Annotated in this window: 11 protein-coding genes; 5 read left to right on the top strand and 6 right to left on the bottom strand. The window is 73.9% G+C overall.

The window, feature by feature from the left end:
• The first annotated feature begins 181 nt into the window (after positions 1 to 181).
• Positions 182 to 1165 carry an NAD(P)-dependent alcohol dehydrogenase gene (locus tag IIE03_RS07425; RefSeq protein WP_192862104.1) on the top strand — a complete coding sequence of 328 codons (984 nt, stop codon included), beginning with the start codon at positions 182 to 184 and terminating at the stop codon, positions 1163 to 1165.
• Between the two features lie 66 nt (positions 1166 to 1231).
• On the opposite strand, the gene IIE03_RS07420 is transcribed toward IIE03_RS07425, so the two are convergent.
• From IIE03_RS07420 to IIE03_RS07410, 3 genes are read right to left on the bottom strand one after another with little or no spacing between them, the layout of a single operon-like run.
• Positions 1232 to 1903: a response regulator gene (locus IIE03_RS07420; protein WP_192862103.1), complete on the bottom strand. Its 672-nt coding sequence runs from the start codon at positions 1901 to 1903 to the stop codon at positions 1232 to 1234.
• Complete coding sequence (locus IIE03_RS26670) at positions 1900 to 3099, bottom strand: sensor histidine kinase (protein ID WP_192862162.1); 1200 nt, start codon at positions 3097 to 3099, stop codon at positions 1900 to 1902. Before IIE03_RS26670 ends, IIE03_RS07420 begins: the two co-directional genes overlap by 4 nt.
• A 5-nt stretch (positions 3100 to 3104) precedes the next feature.
• Entirely contained in the window at positions 3105 to 4196 is a 1092-nt protein-coding gene (locus tag IIE03_RS07410) for a DUF418 domain-containing protein (RefSeq protein ID WP_192862102.1), read from the bottom strand.
• A gap of 579 nt (positions 4197 to 4775) precedes the next feature.
• On the opposite strand from IIE03_RS07410, the gene IIE03_RS07405 reads away from it, so the two are divergent.
• Entirely contained in the window at positions 4776 to 6581 is a 1806-nt protein-coding gene (locus IIE03_RS07405; RefSeq protein WP_193107582.1) for an HNH endonuclease signature motif containing protein, read from the top strand.
• 22 nt (positions 6582 to 6603) lie between these two features.
• Here the strand turns inward: IIE03_RS07405 and IIE03_RS07400 are convergent, their stop codons facing one another.
• The gene (locus IIE03_RS07400) at positions 6604 to 7488 is read right to left on the bottom strand and encodes an MBL fold metallo-hydrolase (protein WP_192862100.1); all 885 of its coding nucleotides are present in this window, start codon (positions 7486 to 7488) and stop codon (positions 6604 to 6606) included.
• A 56-nt stretch (positions 7489 to 7544) separates the two neighbouring features.
• On the opposite strand from IIE03_RS07400, the gene IIE03_RS07395 reads away from it, so the two are divergent.
• Entirely contained in the window at positions 7545 to 8249 is a 705-nt protein-coding gene (locus IIE03_RS07395; protein ID WP_192862099.1) for a class I SAM-dependent methyltransferase, read from the top strand.
• Between the two features lie 42 nt (positions 8250 to 8291).
• Here the strand turns inward: IIE03_RS07395 and IIE03_RS07390 are convergent, their stop codons facing one another.
• Entirely contained in the window at positions 8292 to 8915 is a 624-nt protein-coding gene (locus IIE03_RS07390) for a TetR/AcrR family transcriptional regulator (protein ID WP_318842854.1), read from the bottom strand.
• Positions 8916 to 8980: 65 nt separating this feature from the next.
• Between IIE03_RS07390 and IIE03_RS07385 the strand changes: the two genes are divergently transcribed.
• Both IIE03_RS07385 and IIE03_RS07380 read left to right on the top strand, forming a co-directional pair.
• On the top strand, positions 8981 to 9889 hold the full coding sequence (locus tag IIE03_RS07385) for an oxidoreductase (RefSeq protein WP_318842853.1): 909 nt from the start codon (positions 8981 to 8983) through the stop codon (positions 9887 to 9889).
• A 282-nt stretch (positions 9890 to 10171) separates the two neighbouring features.
• Positions 10172 to 13054: a vWA domain-containing protein gene (locus IIE03_RS07380; RefSeq protein ID WP_192862096.1), complete on the top strand. Its 2883-nt coding sequence runs from the start codon at positions 10172 to 10174 to the stop codon at positions 13052 to 13054.
• A gap of 111 nt (positions 13055 to 13165) precedes the next feature.
• Here IIE03_RS07380 and IIE03_RS07375 read toward each other — a convergent pair whose 3' ends face one another.
• Positions 13166 to 16627, bottom strand: coding sequence for a family 43 glycosylhydrolase (locus IIE03_RS07375; RefSeq protein ID WP_192862095.1), 3462 nt, complete (start codon positions 16625 to 16627; stop codon positions 13166 to 13168).
• Positions 16628 to 16757 lie beyond the last annotated feature (130 nt).

The following is a 16757-nucleotide window of genomic DNA, read 5'->3' as shown; positions in this document are numbered from 1 at the left end:
CGCCTCTGTGGCGGCGGCCCGGCGACCGGCCTTCCCGACGGTCCCGCGGCCGGCCGTGCCGGTAGCCCCGGCGACCGGCCGGCGGCACCGGGCCCGAGGGCCGGCGGTCTTGACGGCCCGTGCCCCGCAGCGTAACTTACGGCGTAAATATTTACACCGTAAATCTCTCGAGGGAGCGGCCATGCGAGCGATCGTGCAGCACGGGTACGGCGATCCGGGCGAGGTGCTGAGGGTCGAGGACGTGGAACACCCCGCCCCGGGGGACCGCGAGGTCCTGGTGCGGGTCGAGGCGGCGTCGGTCAACGCCAAGGACTGGATGGAGGTGGCCGGCCATCCGTACCTGTTCCGGCTCGCGCTCGGCCCGTTCCGGCCGCGGAACCCGGTCCCGGGCGCCGACGTGGCCGGGGTCGTCGAGACGGTCGGACCGAAGGTCACGCGGTGGCGTCCCGGCGACGAGGTGTTCGGCGAACTGCCCCGCGGCACCTTCGCCGAGTACGCCCTCGCGACCGAGGACGCCGTCGCCCCGAAACCGGCCGGGCTCGGCTTCGCGGAGGCCGCGGCCGTGCCGCTCGCGGGCATCACCGCGCTGCAGGGGATCCGGGCCGCCCGCGTCCGGCCCGGTCACCGCGTGCTGATCAACGGCGCCTCCGGGGGCGTGGGCACCTTCGCGGTGCAGATCGCGAAGTCGCAGGGCGCCCACGTGACGGGCGTGTGCCGCACGGACGCGCTCGACCTGGTCCGCTCGATCGGGGCCGACGACGTCGTCGACTACACCGAGGAGGACTTCACCCGGCGCGAGGGCTCCTACGACCGGATCCTCGACATGGTCGGCAGCCACTCCCTGGCCGACTACCGGCGGGCGCTGCGGTCCGGCGGGCGCTGCGTCGTCGCGACCGGCATGCCCGGCGGCAAGGTCCTCGGCCCGCTCCCCTACCTGCTCCAGGCCATGTCGGCCGGATCGCGGAACGGCTCGACCGTGACGACGCTGAGCGCCAAGCCGAACCCCGAGGATCTCGCCGAGCTCACGAGGCTGGCCGACGCCGGGCAGCTGAGGCCCGCCGTCGACCGCACCTACGAGCTCTCCGACGCGCCGGCCGCCGTCGCCGCCCAGGGCGCGGGCCACGCCCGCGGCAAGACCGTGGTGACCATCGGCGGCGGGGCATGACACCAGCTCCGCGGCCCACGCCGCGAGCCCGAGCAGACCCTCGGCGCCGCCGACGCCGAACGCCCGCTACGACGACGCGGACGCCACCACCCCGTTGTCCCACGCCCAGGCGGCGATCTCCACGCGGTTGCGCAGGCCCAGCTTGGCCTGGATCGCCGCCACGTGGCCCTTGACGGTGCTGAGGGAGATGAACAGGTCCGCCGCGATCTCCAGGTTCGTGCGGCCGCGGGCGATCGCGCGGACCACTTCGGTCTCCCGCTCGGACAGCGGCCGCACCGCCGCCTTCCCGGCGTTGCCCGGTGTGGCGCGCGGGGAGGTCAGGTGGCGCAGCAGCCGCACCGTGACCGACGGCGAGACCAGGGCGTCGCCGGCGTGCGCCGCCCGGACGGCCTCGACGAGCAGCGCCGGCCCGGCGTCCTTGAGGACGAAGCCGACCGCACCGCCGCGCAGCGCCCCGTAGACGTACTCGTCGTCGTCGAACGTGGTGACCACGATGACGCGGAGCGGGTCCGGCACGTCGGGCCCGGCGAGGGTGCGGGTGACCGCGATGCCGTCCAGGCCCGGCATCCGGATGTCGACGAGGCAGACGTCCGGTCGCAGCCGCTCCGCCAGGGCGACGGCCTCGACGCCGTCGGACGCCTCGGCCACGACGTCGATGTCGGGCTGGTCCTCCAGGATGAGGCGCAGGCCGCCGCGGACCATCGGCTGGTCGTCGGCCAGGAGCACGTTGATCGTCATCGCCGCTCCCCGGACGGCAGGGGCCGGCCATCGGCGGGCAGGGGCAGGGTGGCGAGGACGGTCCACCCGGCGTCCGGGCGCGAGCCCGCGCGCAGGGCGCCGCCGAGCGCCTCCACCCGCTCCCGCATCCCGACCAGGCCGTATCCGACGCCGGCACCCCCGGAGCCGGAGCCGTGGCGTGACCCGGGTGCCGCGTGCGGCGCGTCGTCGGACACCTCGACGCGGATGCCGTCCGGGGTCCGGCCGACGTCGACCGTCACGGACCGGGCCCGCGGGGCGTGCCGGGTCACGTTCGTGAGCGCCTCCTGGACCACCCGGTAGACGGTGCTGGTGACCTCCGGGGGCCAGCCGGCGTCGTCGTCGGGCAGACGAAGGCAGACGGCGGGGCCGCGCTCCTCGAACCTGCTCACCAGGATGCCGATCGCCTCGGGGCCCGGCGCGGACGGGGAGGCGTCGCCGTCGTCGCGCAGCAGGCCGACGACGCGGCGGAGCGAGGCGAGGGCGTCCGCGCCGGCGGTCTCGATGTCGGCGAGGGGGCCGGCGAGCGGCTCCGGCCGGCTCGATCGCCCGGCCACGATCCGGGCGGCCTGCGCCTGGACGACGATGCCCGTGATGTGGTGCGCGACGACGTCGTGCAGCTCACGCGCCACCGCGAGACGCTCGTCCCGGCGCACCCGCTCGACCATCGCCTCCCGGCGCTCCGTCCGGAGGCGACCCCCGAGCCCGGCCGCGACGGCCGCGAGCCACGAGACGCCGCACACCGTCGTGACCTGCGACGGCGCCGCCGAGAACGGGACCGCCGCGAGCCATGACGCGGCGACCACGGCGAGCCCGCCTCCCGCGACGACCACTGCCTCGCGGACCGGGAGCCGCCGGACCGCCGACGCGACGAGCACGGCGAGCGCCAGCGCCGTGGCGGGCGCCGGCTCCTCCGGCAGTCCGGCGAGCCGCGCCACGACGACCGCCGCGAGCGCCACGCCGAGCCCGGCCAGCGCCAGGGCGAACCGGCCGCGGCGGCGCAGCAGCGCGAGTGTGCCGGCCACGGTTCCGACAGCCAGGCCGAACGCCCAGTACCACCCTCCCCAGCTCGCCGCGAGCGCGGCCGCGGTCGCGGCGAGGACCGCGAGGACGACGACGGCGAGGGCGGCGTCCCCGGCGGCTCGCGCCGTCGCGGCCCAGCGGTGGGTGAGGTTCACGCGGCTCAGGCTACGAGGCTGCGAGGTGCGTCGTGCGCCCGGCGCAACGGCGGGCGGCGGAGCGGCGGGCGGCGGAGCGGCGGGCGGCGGAGCGACGGGCGGCGGAGCCACGTGGCCCACCGCCACAGCCATTCGGCGGGCCCGTACCGGAATCGGCGGAACCACAGCGTGGAGAACACCCACTGGGCGGCGATGATCGCGCCCGCGATGCCGAGCGCCTCGCGCGAGGACCACGGCTCGGCGAGGCCCACGAGGTGGGCGAGGGCGAGTACGGCGACGCTCGTACCGAGGTAGTGGGTCAGCGCCATCCGGCCGAGCGGGGCGAGCATCGCCTGGAGCACGGGGCGCAGGGGCGTGCGCAGCAGCACCAGCAGGAGGCACACGTACGCGCCGGCGAGGAGCAGCCCGGCCAGCGGGTAGGCGATGCGGTGCCCGAGGGCGTCGATGTCGCCGGCGGCCTCGAACCGCGCCTGCACCTGGACGGCGGGGACGGCGCAGGCGGCGAGCACGAGGCCGAGGGCGGCCGGGACGCGCGTCGAGTCCTCGATGCGGCGGACGACGCCGTACCGGGCGAGGGCCGAGCCGAGCAGGAAGAGGCCGGGGACGATCATGAACCGTCCGCCGGCGTCCAGGATGGCGACCACGAGGAGGGCCGCCGCGAGGGCCGCGGTCGCCCAGCGCGGCAGCCAGGTCGAGGGCAGGAGGACGACGAGCCCGGCGATCGCGTAGACGGCGAGGATGTCGCCGGGCCACAGGAGCAGGTGGTGGGCGGCGCCGATGACGAGGAGGGCGGCGAGTCGGCGGAGCAGGACCAGGCGGGGTCGTGGGCTGCGCGCGGCCGCGGACTCCAGGACGATCGAGAACCCGACGCCGAAGAGGAAGGAGAAGATCGGGAAGAACCGGTGGTCGACGAGCAGGTGGATCCAGTCCGCGTCGCCTGCGACCGGGCCGACGACGGCGGGGCCGCCGGGTATCGCGCTGCTCGCGATCGGGACGACGTTGGCGAGGGTGATCCCGCACAGCGCGAAGCCGCGCAGGACGTCCAGGGCGGCGATGCGGGGGCGTGTGCCGGGTGGTTCGATCGGGGTTCGGGGCATGGCCTCATGCTCGGCCGCGGGCGTCCTGCGGCGGTACCGGCCGAAAGTACTGTTCGGAGAGGTCGGCGTCGTTCGGCGGGACGGGCGGCGCTGGCGTCGTTCGGCGGCGTCGGCGCCGGCGCGTTCCCGCAAGAGCTACGCCTGCGCGGCGCGGCACGACAGCGAGAAGGTCCCTCCGGAAAGACGTCCCTCCGGCGCGGAGGTCCCTCGGGAAGGACGCCCCTCCGCGAGGACGTCACTCCGGAGCCTGACGATGCGCCGAGGCGCCCTGAGACAAGCAACCGTGCGGGCGGGACACCGACGGGGCGTCTGTGGACTGATGGTCTTTCCACGGATTTCGCTATCAAATGGCATGTCGAACATGCGTTCGCTAGTGTTGGTCGTGGCGGTGCCGAAGGTCCCGGGACAGTCGGTAGCGGCGCGAAGTCCGGGCGCAAGAAGATCGAGAGCAGGACGGTCGAGAGCAGGACGGTCGAGAGCAGGACGGTCGAGAGGGGGCGAGTGCGAATGTCGGCGGATCGGCGAACGAGCGTGGGCGGCGGCCGGCCTGTCGGCGCGCTCCTGGACGACCTCGAATCGTTGACCGCCGAGCTCATCGCCACCGCGGGACCCCGGGCCCTGGAGGCCGATCCTGCGGGCGCCGGTTCCGACGGCGCTACGGTGCTGGCGGGCGCCTCGGCGCGGCTGCGGATGGTCGGCCACCGGCTGGAGGTGCTGCGTACGACCTTCCTCCCCCTGATCGACGAGGCCGGCCTGTGGGCTCTGACCGGTGCGCGGACGTTCGCGATCTGGCTGGCGGCGACGGAGCAGATCCGCAACGCGACCGCGCGACGCGAGGTGCGTACCGCGACGGTGCTGCGTGACGTCCTGCCCGCGGCCTGCGAGGCCGCGCTGGACGGCAGGATCGGGCCGGATCACCTGCGTGCGATGGTGGACGTCGCGCCGACCAGCCAGGCACGCAGGGACGCACTGGCGGCTCCCGCCGTCGACGAGCCGCTCGACGACGGCCGCGACAGCACGCCCGACGAGAGGGGCGCCCCGGACGAGGTCCACGACGGGAACCGGCGCGCCGGCAGCGCGGACACCACACGCAGCACGAGCGACCCGGCGGGTGCGGACGACGCCGCCACTACGGACGACGCCGGGACCAACGGGGCGGCCGCAACCGACCGCGCAGGCAGCGATGCGGACGGACCCGGTCAGGCTGCGAACGCTGACGGAATGTCGCACCGTCACCCGGTCGAGCACACCGGGCCTGACGGAGACGGCAGGGCCGACGGCGCCGGCGGGCCTGACGGAGACGGCGACGCCGTCGGCCGGTCACGGATACCGACGTGGGAGGAGCAACTGCTGGAGTGGGCCGACGAGCGTCAGGCAGAGGACTTCCGCGGGCTGGTGCGGTACTTCGCGCGTCAGGCCGATCCCGAGGCGGACGAGCGCGGGCTGAAGAAGGCCCGGGACAAGGAGTACCTGAGCGTCTCGCCGACGATGGACGGCTTTCACGTGGCCGGGTTCCTGACCCCCGAGCACGGTGAACTGGTCACGACCGCCCTGGGCTCCGTGATGGGTGCGCCGGCCGCGGAGGACGACCGCACCCCGGGTCAGCGGCGTGCCCAGGGGCTGGCTGACCTGGCAAGGATCGCGCTGGACAACGGGCACACGGGGTCGGGCGCGGCGGTGCGTCCGCACCTGAACGTGGCCGTCTCCTGGACCGAGCTGCAGCGCCTGACCCACCACACCGACCGCACGCCTGGCAGCGCGGACGAGGTCCTCCTCGGCGCCCAGGAGCAGACCGCCCCGCCGGAGACGTATCCGGCCGGTCCGGCGCCGGCGGTGGTCGCGGGAACCGACACCCCCGTGCCGACGAGCCTGCTGCGGCGGATCACGTGCGACTGCGAGGTCACCCGGATCGTCTTCGGTCCCGACGGGGCAGTGCTGGATGTCGGGCGTGCCCAGCGCACGGTCACCGGCCCCATGCGGCGCGCGGTCATCGCGCGCGACAAGCACTGCGTGTGGCCCGGCTGCGACCAGCCGCCCGCGCGCTGCGAGGTCCACCACGCCGTCCGCCACTGGGCCGACGGCGGGCGCACCTCGGCCGACAACGCCGCGCTCCTGTGCTGGCACCACCACGACCGTGTCGACGGTCAGCACATCGCCATGCGCTGGACCGGCAATGCGAGCGGAACCCGCCACTCCGGCTGGTCCCTGACCGACCGGAACGGCCGCGAGATCAGCCTCGCGGGCGTATGGCGAGATCCGCCCGGGGAAACCCGCCACGAGGCCACCACCAAGCGACCTGCCGAGCTGCGACGTCCGGATGTCCGCGGCACCGCCACGGTCTCCTTTCGGCGAGGCATGGGTGACCCTGGTGAACTCGCTGCTTGACGTGCGGCGCAGTCTGCGCGCGTCACCCCAGGTACGGATTGGTCGCCAGCTCGTGCTCGACCGTCGTCGTCGGCCCGTGGCCCGGGACGACCGTCAGGCCTGCGTCGAGCCGCGTGACGACGTCGCGCAAGGTCGCCCCCATCGTCGCGTCGTCACCGCCGGGCAGGTCGGTCCTGCCGATCGATCCGGCGAAGAGGACGTCACCGGTGAACACGATCCCGGACCGCGCGGCGCCCTTCCCGCGGCCGCCCGGATCGCCGTCCGGTCCGGGCAGGTCCAGGAGGTAGAGCGTGGAGCCCTCCGTGTGCCCCGGCGCGTGCACGGCCCGCAGGGTCACGTCGCCGAACGTGAGGTCGGCGAACCCGTCGCGGGTGCCGAAGCCCCGGACCGACGTCGGCGCCCGGTAGGACTCCGGCACGAATCCCAGGCCGGCGAGTTCCCGCGCGAGCGCGCCGCTCACGATCGTCCCGCTGCCGGCCCTGCCACCCGCTACCGCACCCGCATTGCCACCAGCTTCCGCACCCGCCCCACCGGCATCCGCACCGGCACCCGCACCCGCACCCGCACCCGCACCCGCACCCGCACCGACCAGCGTGCCGAACGGGTCGTCGATCCGGTACGCGTCGGCGGCGTGCAGCCGCATCGGCACGTCGTACCGCTCGCACAGCTCAGCCGCGTCCCACGTGTGGTCCACGTGACCATGGGTGGCCAGGACGGCCCGGGGCCTGAGGCCCCGCTCCTCGACCACCCGGGCGACGCCCTCGGCCACGCCCGCGCCGGCATCGATGATCACGCAGTCCCGCGGCTCCGCACCGGCGACGCCGGCCGCCACCACGCAGCAGTTCGTCCCGAACACGGGCGCGACGACGACATGGACCTCGGCCGGAACACTCCCTGGGGCACTCACCGGGACACGGTACGTCGCCGGCGCCCCGGCCGGTGGGGGCGTGGGATAATTCGGGCGTGCGGATCGGAACGATCGACGAACTCTTCGAGGCCCTTGACCGGACCATCGCCGAGCACGAGCGCGGCGACCGCACCAGCGCCGCCGCCGCGGGTTTCTGGGAGCGACTGCTGCGGCGCGAGGACCACCCGCTCAGCACCGGCCTGCCCGACGAGCCGCTCACCGACTGGCACGAACGGGACCTGCTGGGCGACGTCGACGGTGCCCGCGTCCTCGACGTCGGCTGCGGCAACGGCCGCAACGGGAGATGGCTGGCCGAGCGGGGTGCGGACGTCGTCGGCGTCGATCTCGCCACGGCCGTCCTCGACGAGGTCCGCCCCACGCTCCCGAACGGGATGGAGGTCCACGCGGTCGACATCCTCCGCGACCCGCTCCCGGCCGGGCCGTTCGACCTGATCTACGACTCCGGCTGCTTTCATCACCTCGCGCCCCACCGCCGCATCACCTACCTCCAGCGGCTCGTGCCGCTCCTGCGGCTCGGCGGTCGCTACGCGATCGTCACGTTCTCCCAGGAGCGTCAGCCCAGCCCGAGCGACCGCGACGTGCTCGCGACGGGTGACACCGCGGGCGGCACGGCCTTCACGCTCGACGACCTCGAGCGGATCTTCACGGCCCTGCGGCCCCTCGAGCTCCGCGCGGTGCGGTCCGACGTGAGCGGTACGTTCGGCGCCGACTTCCTCAACGCGGCCCTCTTCCGCCGCTGACCGCCACGATCCGCGCCGGGACCGCGGCCCGTCGCGACCCTCTCAGTCGACCGCCGCCCGTCGCGACCCGCGCAGGAACTGCTCGACCGCCGTCTCCACGAGCCCGTCGAGCATGTCCGGCGGGACGAGGGCGCCGTTGACGAAGGTGACGATGCCCTGGATCGTCGCGAACAGAATCGTGCCCACCTGGTAGAGATCCCCGGCCTCGAGCACGCCGGCCTCCTGCCCTTCCGCGATGAGCTCGAACACGACGGCCATCGAGACACCGGCCGCGGCGACGACCGACTCGCTACCCCGCTGGTGCTTCGCGGTGAACATGAGGTCGAGGAGCGCGACGTCGCGCGTGGCGAAGCGGGCGTAGGCCGCGGCGGCGGCCCCGAGCCGGGCCGCGAAGTCCTCGCCGGCCTCCGCGATCGCCGCCCGCAGCTCCGCGCCCAACCGGTCGAATCCGGCGACCGCGAGCGCGTCCAGCAGCGCCTGCCGATCCGGGAAGTGCCGCCGCGGCGCGGCATGACTGACGCCGACCTGCCGTGCCAGCTCGCGCAGCGAGAGCTGGTCCGCGCCGCGCTCGCGCAGGCCTGCCTCGGCGGCGTCGAGCAGCGCGGCGCGGAGGTTCCCGTGGTGGTACGGGCGTTCGCCGGTGCGTTCGGAACTGGTTGCGGGCACGAGCACAGGATATCGAGGCGATGTTGCCATTGACAGCAATGTGTCCGGCGACAACTATGTTTCCTGTGACTACATTCACCGCCTCCAGCGTTCCCCCGATGACCGGCCGCACGATCGTCGTGACCGGCTCCAACAGCGGCATCGGCCGCGCCGCCGCTCGCGTGCTCGCCGCGAGGGGCGCGCGTGTCGTGCTCGCCGTGCGCGACGTCGACAAGGGCCGCGAGGCCGCCGCGACGATGACCGGCGAGACGGAGGTCCGGCGGCTCGACCTCGCGGACCTCGCGTCGATCCGGGCGTTCGCGAGCGACCTGGACGAGCCCGTCGACGTCCTCGTCAACAACGCGGGCGTCATGGTCCCGCCGCTGGTCCGCACGGCGGACGGCTTCGAGCTGCAGTTCGGCACGAACCACCTGGGGCACTTCGCGCTCACGAACCTGCTCCTGCCACGCCTCACCGGGCGGGTCGTGACGGTCTCCTCCAACGGGCACAGGGTCGCCCGGTCGCTCGACTTCGACGACCTGAACTGGGAACGCAAGCCGTACCAGGCCTTGCCGGCCTACGGGCAGTCGAAGCTCGCCAACCTGCTGTTCACGGCCGAACTCCAGCGGCGCCTGGCCGACGTCGGCTCCCCGGTGATCGCCACCGCCGCCCACCCGGGCATCGCCTCCACCAACCTCGGCCGCGCCCACAACGAGCGGCGACGCTGGCTGCGCCTGCTCGTCTCCCTGAGCGACCGGTTCGCGCAGAGCGACGAGGACGGCGCCCTGCCCACTCTGTACGCGGCCGTCGCGGACATCCCCGGCAACAGCTACGCGGGCCCGGGCGGCTTCCAGGAGGGACGCGGGGCGCCGGCCCTCGTCGGCCGCTCCGCCACGGCCCAGGACGGCGAACTCGCCCGCCGCCTGTGGGCCGTGTCCGAAGAGCTCACGGGAGTCACCTTCCCGCTGCGCGCGGCCGCTCCGGCGAGCGACTGAGGCCGCCGCGCCCCGGCCCGGAGCCGCCCCACGAAGTGGACGGATCTGTCCGGACCCTCGCTAGGCTCCGCTCATGCTCCCCGCCGTCGCCCTCACCGCGGTACTCGCCCTGATGGCCCTGTCTCAGCTCGCCCTCGCTCTCGCCCACGGCGCGCCGTGGGGCCGGTTCGCCCGGGGCTGACGATCGCCGCGGGACGTACCCGCCGCAGGACGTACCCGCTGCCCCGGGACCCGTCCCGGCCGCCCCGAGGGAACCTCGGCACGGACAGTTGAGGAGCCGCCATGAGAACGCCACGCATCCTGGACCGCGAGCCGTTCGTCCGCTATCTCAAGATCGTCGTGCGATCGGTCACCTACACCGTCGCCGCCGTCATGAGCTCGGCGTTCGTCGAGACGCTCAGTTCCGGGGAGTTCCTCACCGATCCCGCGTTCTGGCTGGCCGTCCTGGTGATCGTGGGCCCCGAGGTCCTCATCCAGGTCGGGCAGGGCAACACCGCACGAGCGCGCTTCGCGCAGACGCGCAGCGCCGTGGCGATCGTGTACGACACGCACGACCGGTACGTCGGACTCGGCGTCGTCGTGACTCCCCGGCGGGTCCTGGTCCCCCAGCATGTCGCGGTCCGTGGCACCCCTCCGGAGCCGGCCGCGTTCCGGGTCGCCTTTCCCCTGATCGAGTCCGCCGCGAGCCCGTGGGACTACCAGCGCACGGTCCGGCACGTCGGCGGCGACGACCAGGAGATGATCGCCGCGCTCGACGTCCCCCGGGGCGAACGCCTCCCCCGCCGGGTCCTCCCGTTCCGCCTCGCGGCGCCGAGCGCGGGCGCGGCGGTGCACGTGTTCGGCCGACCCGCCGGCGCCGCCTCCTGGGACACGGCCGTGCTCTCCGGCCGCGTCGAGCTCAGCGACGACCGCGGCGTGATCCGCGTCATCCTGGACTCCGGCACCGAGGTCGCCGAGAACGCCGACCTCGTCGGCGCGCCCGTCGTCGACGACCAGACCGGCCGCCTGCTCGGCATCCTCGACACCGCCCCCGCGCCCGGCGCGACCGTCCTCACGGGCCGGTCCGCCCCGAGCTTCGCCGCCCTGAACGTGCCCGCGCCGAGGTTCGTCCGGATGGTCCGGACCGTCGTCTCCGGCGTGAACCTGTGGACCATGCGGCGGGTCGCCCTCGTGCGCGCGTGGGCGAACCGCAACCAGCGCGGCCTCGCCACCGCGGCCGTGGCCGTGCTCACCGTCGCCGTCACGCTGTGGGCGGCGTCGGCGAGCAGGCTGCTCCCGCCGTGGCTCACCCCGGGCCCGGACCGCTGCGTCGCCCTGGACGTCAGCAGTTCCACCGAGAAGGACGAGATCGTCACGGATCTGGCCGCCGAGTTCTCCCGCCACCGGTACGTGGGCCTCGGCTGCGTCGACGTCCGCGTCCACGGCCTCACCTCGGGCGCCACGATGGAGGCCCTCGCGGGCGACTGGGACGCCCGGATGATCCGCGAGAACGTCGGCGCGGGCCAGTCCGTGAACCCGCCCCCGCCGGATCTGTGGCTGCCGACGTCGTCCCTCTGGCACGGCCTGCTCGCCGACGAGCCCGCCCCCCGGTTCGCCACGCTCGGCCCCGTCACCTCCAGCGTCATGTCCGTCGCCGTCCCGGAGTCCCGGCTCGGCACGTGGCCCGAGGTGTCGTGGGCGGCGATCCACGAAAGGGCGGTCGAAGCGGGTGACACGGGCGTCGGGGGCGGCGACGAGAACGCTGCCGGGGCCCCGGACGACGACGTCCTGCTCGGCCGGGACAACCCGCTCTGGTCGACGTCGGGGCTGGCCGAGACGATCGCCGTGTACGACGCCGCCGTCGGCGCCACCCTGGATACGCCCCACCCCGTGACCACCGACCTGCTCCGCGACCGGCGCGTCATCGAGTGGGTGCGGTCGCTCGAGGGGTCGTCGCGGAGCCACGGCGCCGAGGCGACCCTCTACCTGGAGGACCTGTACTGCGGCGCGGTACCGCCGGTCGACGCCGTCGTGATCGAGGAGCAGCTCGCCTTCCAGTACAACCAGGGCCGGCCGGCCGGACGCGCCGCGCCGTGTCTCGGCACGGACGACCCGCCTGGCACGGACGGACTCCCCGGCACGGACGCACCGCCCGGCGCCGACGACCCGCTCGTCGCCCTCCAGCCGGCCGAGGGGACGGTGCGGCTGGACCATCCCTTCCTCGTGCGCACCGGGCTGGGCGACGACGAGCGGCGGGCCGCCGAGGCGTTCTACCGGTTCCTCACGCACGAGGACCAGCAGGACCGGTTCCGCGCCGAGGGCTTCCGGGACCGGGACGACGCGACGACGCCGACGGGGACGCTGCGCGACGTCGTCCGCGCGGAGCCGGCGCGGCTCATCACCCCGCCCGCCACCGACGTCGTACGGGCCATGCGGTACGGCTGGGAGGGGTTCACCAAGCGGGCGCAGGTCGTCGTCCTCGTGGACGACTCCCCCTCGATGGCGGGCGCCCCGCTGGAGGAGGCGATGGCGACGACCTGCCGGATCGTCGCGCGCCTGAGCGCCGACGACGAGGTGGCCGTGTGGTCGCTCTCGGCCGGCGCGGCCGACCGCCCCGACGTCGCGCCTGCCGGCGACGGCGACGCCCGCGGTCTCTGCGACCCGGACGACGACGTGCCGGACCCCGGCTGGCGAGACGCGCTGCCCGTGTCGACCGGGGAGGGAACGGCCCTGCTCGACGCGATCGGCGACGCCCACCGGTACCTCGGCGCGCAGGTTCCCGAGACGTCCGAGGACGAGCGCGTCCAGGCAGTCATCGTGATCACCGACGGCCGCGACGGCCGGTTCTCCGAGCGCGCGGGGACCGGGGCGGCGGTGGCCGAGACCTCGACCGACGGGAGGGAGCCGGACGAGACACTGGACGCCACGCTGAGCGCCCTCGGCACGGCCGAGCGCCCGGTCCGGGTCTACCCCGTCGCGGCCGGCCACGAGCCCGACCGCTGCCTGCTGGCCCGGATCGAGGACGGCACCGGAGCCCGCCCGTCCCTGGCGGCCTCCGGTGCCGGAGGGATCGACGACCTCATGCTCGCGGTCTTCAGCAACGTCGGTGGCCTCGGCAGCCCGGGCGACCTCCCGACGCTCCGCGACGACGGCACGGCGGCGGCGACCCAGGCGTGCGCGGAGTGACCGCCGGGAAGTTCGGCCCGACGTCGGGTGGTCGGCCCGACGTCGGACGATCGGCCGCCCGGGGGACCGATCGTCCGGCATCCGGCCGACCACACCGGCCCGCGCGAGCGGCTACCGCGGCTCCACGCCCCCGAGCGTCGGCACCACCGGGCGGAAGAGCCCGTCGTCGCCCACCTCGATGCGGTCGATGGTGGTCTCCCGGTGCGTCCCGTCGCCGTCGGGGATCGCGTGCCGGTGGTAGGCGATGTACCAGTCGTCGGTGCCGGTCACGTTGAGGATCGAGCTGTGCCCCGTCCCCACGATCCCGAACGACGGGTCCTTCTCGAGGAGCAGGCCCTGATACGTCCAGGGGCCGTCGATGCTCGACGACGTGGCGTAGCCGACCCGGTAGTTCTGGGATCCGGTGTCGTCGATCGAGTACGTCAGGTGGTACATCCCGTCCCGGTAGTTGACGAACAGCCCCTCCCGGAAGTCCGGCAGGCCCTCGATGCGGGCGATCGTGCCCTCGTCCACCGAGAGCATGTCGTCGCTCAGCTCGGCGTACAGCGGCCCGCCGTTGCCCCAGAACAGGTAGTGCTTGCCCGTCTGCGGGTCGCGGAACCACGCGGGGTCGATCGCCTGGCCGGTGGTCACCGGCTCGTCGTTGGTGATCATCGCCTCCGGTTCGGCGGTGAACGGCCCGGTGGGGCTGTCGGCCACGGCGACGCCGATCGTCTTGCGGTTCAGCTCCGGGTGGTGGCCCGAGAAGTAGAAGTAGTACTTCCCGTCCCGCTCCGCGATGGTGGGCGCCCACGCGTTCCCGGTCGCCCACGGCACGTCCCCGTTGGCCCCGTCGAGCGTGAGGATCGGCTCGGCCGACCGCTCCCAGTCCACCAGGTTCGACGACGTCCAGACGTAGAACTCCTTCCCGCCCCAGCCCGGGAACCCGTCGGTGGTGGCGTACAGGTAGAACGTGTCGCCGAACTGCGCGATGTTCGGATCGGCCCACAGGCCGGGCAGCACCGGGCTGCGCATCTCGACCGCGCGCACCGTCCACTCCCGCGACTCGCCGTCGGGCCCGGTCACCGTGTAGGTGACCGGCGACGAGAAGTCCCGCACCGACCCGTTCGCCGGTGACACCGTCGCCTGCTCGGACACGTCGAGCACCGGCGCGAGCGCCGTCACGTCCGTGCCGGGCTCCACGGGGAGCGTGACCGTGCTGCTCGCACCGTGCACGACGGCGCCCGTGCGCAGTTCGTCCAGCTCCGCGCCGCGCACGGCGGTGTGGTCGGTGCCGAGGTAGGCGACCTCGTCCGCGGACAACGCCCGGTCGTAGAGGCGGAAGTCGCGCACGGACCCGTGCAGGTACCGGTCGCCCGAGTAGAGCGACCGCCCGATGTAGTTCGCGACCGTCTCGCCGTCGCCGATGTCCCGCGGGTCGATGGTGACGCCCTCCTGCCGGGCCACCTCGACGCCGTCCTCGTAGAGCACCGCGGTGGTGCCCTGGAGGGTGTAGGCGATGTTCTTCCACACGCCGCGCTCCAGCCCGGAACCCTTCGACACGGTCTGCTCGCCGGACCAGTTGCCGAGCGTGATCGAGCTGCGGTACGAGTCGCCGGTGGTGAACAGGTAGCCGTCGCCCCAGGTCTCGCCGGAGTTGCCCAGCCCGTAGACGAAGTACGGGGTGCGCTGCGACGGGTCCACGAGCACGTCGAGCGCCACGGTCACGTCCGTGATCCCGGCGAGCAGGTGGTCGGGCAGGTCGACGTGGTCGTCGACGCCGTCGAGCACGACGCCGTCCGCCGTCGGCTCGGCTCCCCCGACCAGGGTCGCGGGCCCGAACGCGCTGTCCGGCGCGGCGTTGGCCGCCTCGGTGCCCGACGTCGCGTCGAGCGGGTAGTGCGCGACGACGCCCGGCGGGTCCGCGGTGACCGTCACCTCGGTGGAAGCGCGGAAGTGCCCGCGGTTGCGCACGGTCACCGTGGTGGTGCCCGGCGCGACGGCGCGCACGACGCCGTCGTCGGACACGGTCGCCACGCTCGGGTCGGCGCTGTACCAGCGCAGCCGCCGGTCCGAGGCGTTGGCCGGCTCGACGGTGGCCTCCAGCGCGCGCTCGGTGCCCCGCCACAGCTCCACCTGCTCCGGGGCCACGGTCAGCGAGGTGACCGGGATGCGTCGCGCCTGGACGGTGACGACCGCGCGGGCCTTCGCCGTGACGCCCGCCCGCAGCGTCCCGGACACCTCGAAGGTGGTGCGGGGGCGCGCGTAGGCGGAGGGGTCGACGTCGTCCCAGGTGACCTTCTCGGTCCCGGTGGACCCATCGGCGTAGGTGACCGTGACCTCGTCGGGCAGCACGGGCTCGCGGCGCGCCTGGATGGTCACCTCCACCGGCTCGACCGACTCGACGTAGGCGTCCGGCTGGTAGTGCCGCAGCACCCGGTCGTACTCCTCGGCGGTCACCGGCAGGACGGTGCCGTGCCGGGGGCGCGAGGGCATGCGGTAGTCGTCGGCCATGCGCCACTCGGCCGCGTCGAGCGAGTCGGCGACGAACGGGACGTAGCCGCGCCCGCCGAACTCGTCGACGAACAGGTACCACTCGTCGGAGCTGTTCGACCTGAAGATCGTCGGCCCCTCACCCTGGTTGATCCCCGGGCCGAGAGAGTTGGCCTTGCCGATGCACTCGGTGACGAAGTCCCAGTCCGTGCTCGTGAGCTCCGTGGCGCGCTCCGCGAGGATGAACTTGGAGCACGGCGTGGAGGACGTGTTGTTGCGCTCGTCCTTGGTGAACCGGTAGTAGGTGCCGTCGTCGGCGCGGGCCACCGTCGAGTCGATCACCGAGTACCCGGGGTCGACCCAGATCTCCGGCTCGCTGAACGTGGTGAAGTCGGTGGTGGTGGCGTACATCATGCGGTTGTAGGAGCTGCCGGTGTGGCCCGGGTCGTCCTCGGCGTACAGCTTCGACGCCCAGAAGACCACGAACTTCCCCAGGTCCTCGTCCCAGTACGCCTCGGGCGCCCACGTGTTCCCGGCCTCCGGAGGGGAGACCTCGACGAGCCGCTCGTCGGACCAGTTGATCAGGTCGGTGGACTCCCAGACCACGATCGACCGCGAGCCGTGCCGCTGCGCGTTGTCCCAGCCCCCGCCGCCGTGGATCTTCAGGTCGGTGGCGATCATGTAGAAGGTGCCGTCCAGCGGCGACCGGATGATGAACGGGTCCCGCACGCCCAGCTCCCCGACGTCCGAGGTGAGCACAGGCTCGTTGTCGTTCAGGTCCTGGTAGTGCAGCGGGTCGTCGCCCTCGCTGAGCCCGAAGTAGATCTGCTCGCCGTCGGCGTAGCCCTCGCCGGCGAAGTAGGCGAACAGGTAGCCGGCGTACTCCTGGTCCGTCGCGTCCTGCTCGCCCCCGCCCGCCGTGTCCGATGACGCCGCGCCCGTCCGGGACGTCTCCGCCGTGATGTCCGACGACGCACCGCCCTCGGCGGTCGCGGCGGTCGCTCCGGCGGCCGCGGTCGCCATCGTGGCCGGCAGGAACAACGCCAGCCCGGTCAGCGCGGCCGCGATGCGGCCCGCCCGTTCTCGCCCTCTGGGTCTCATCGCCCGATCCTCCTCGTCGAGGTCACTGTCCCGGTGGATGTTAGCGCTAACACCGGCCGGAGGGAAGCGCTGTCCACTTGGCTGTGGTGGGTTCGCCCTCGGCCGTTGTCGGGCGGTCGGCCGGTTGTCG

The sequence above is a fragment of the Myceligenerans pegani genome, from assembly GCF_014892515.1.
Taxonomy (GTDB): domain Bacteria; phylum Actinomycetota; class Actinomycetes; order Actinomycetales; family Cellulomonadaceae; genus Myceligenerans; species Myceligenerans pegani.
This window is presented reverse-complemented; position numbering and strand designations above follow the sequence as displayed.

What these genes read in the sequence shown, in the direction of transcription:
- IIE03_RS07375 (WP_192862095.1), bottom strand. Translation starts at nt 16,627, where the DNA reads ATGAGACCCAGAGGGCGAGAACGGGCGGGCCGCATCGCGGCCGCGCTG.
- IIE03_RS07380 (WP_192862096.1), top strand. Translation starts at nt 10,172, where the DNA reads ATGAGAACGCCACGCATCCTGGACCGCGAGCCGTTCGTCCGCTATCTC.
- IIE03_RS07425 (WP_192862104.1), top strand. Translation starts at nt 182, where the DNA reads ATGCGAGCGATCGTGCAGCACGGGTACGGCGATCCGGGCGAGGTGCTG.
- IIE03_RS07420 (WP_192862103.1), bottom strand. Translation starts at nt 1,903, where the DNA reads ATGACGATCAACGTGCTCCTGGCCGACGACCAGCCGATGGTCCGCGGC.
- IIE03_RS07410 (WP_192862102.1), bottom strand. Translation starts at nt 4,196, where the DNA reads ATGCCCCGAACCCCGATCGAACCACCCGGCACACGCCCCCGCATCGCC.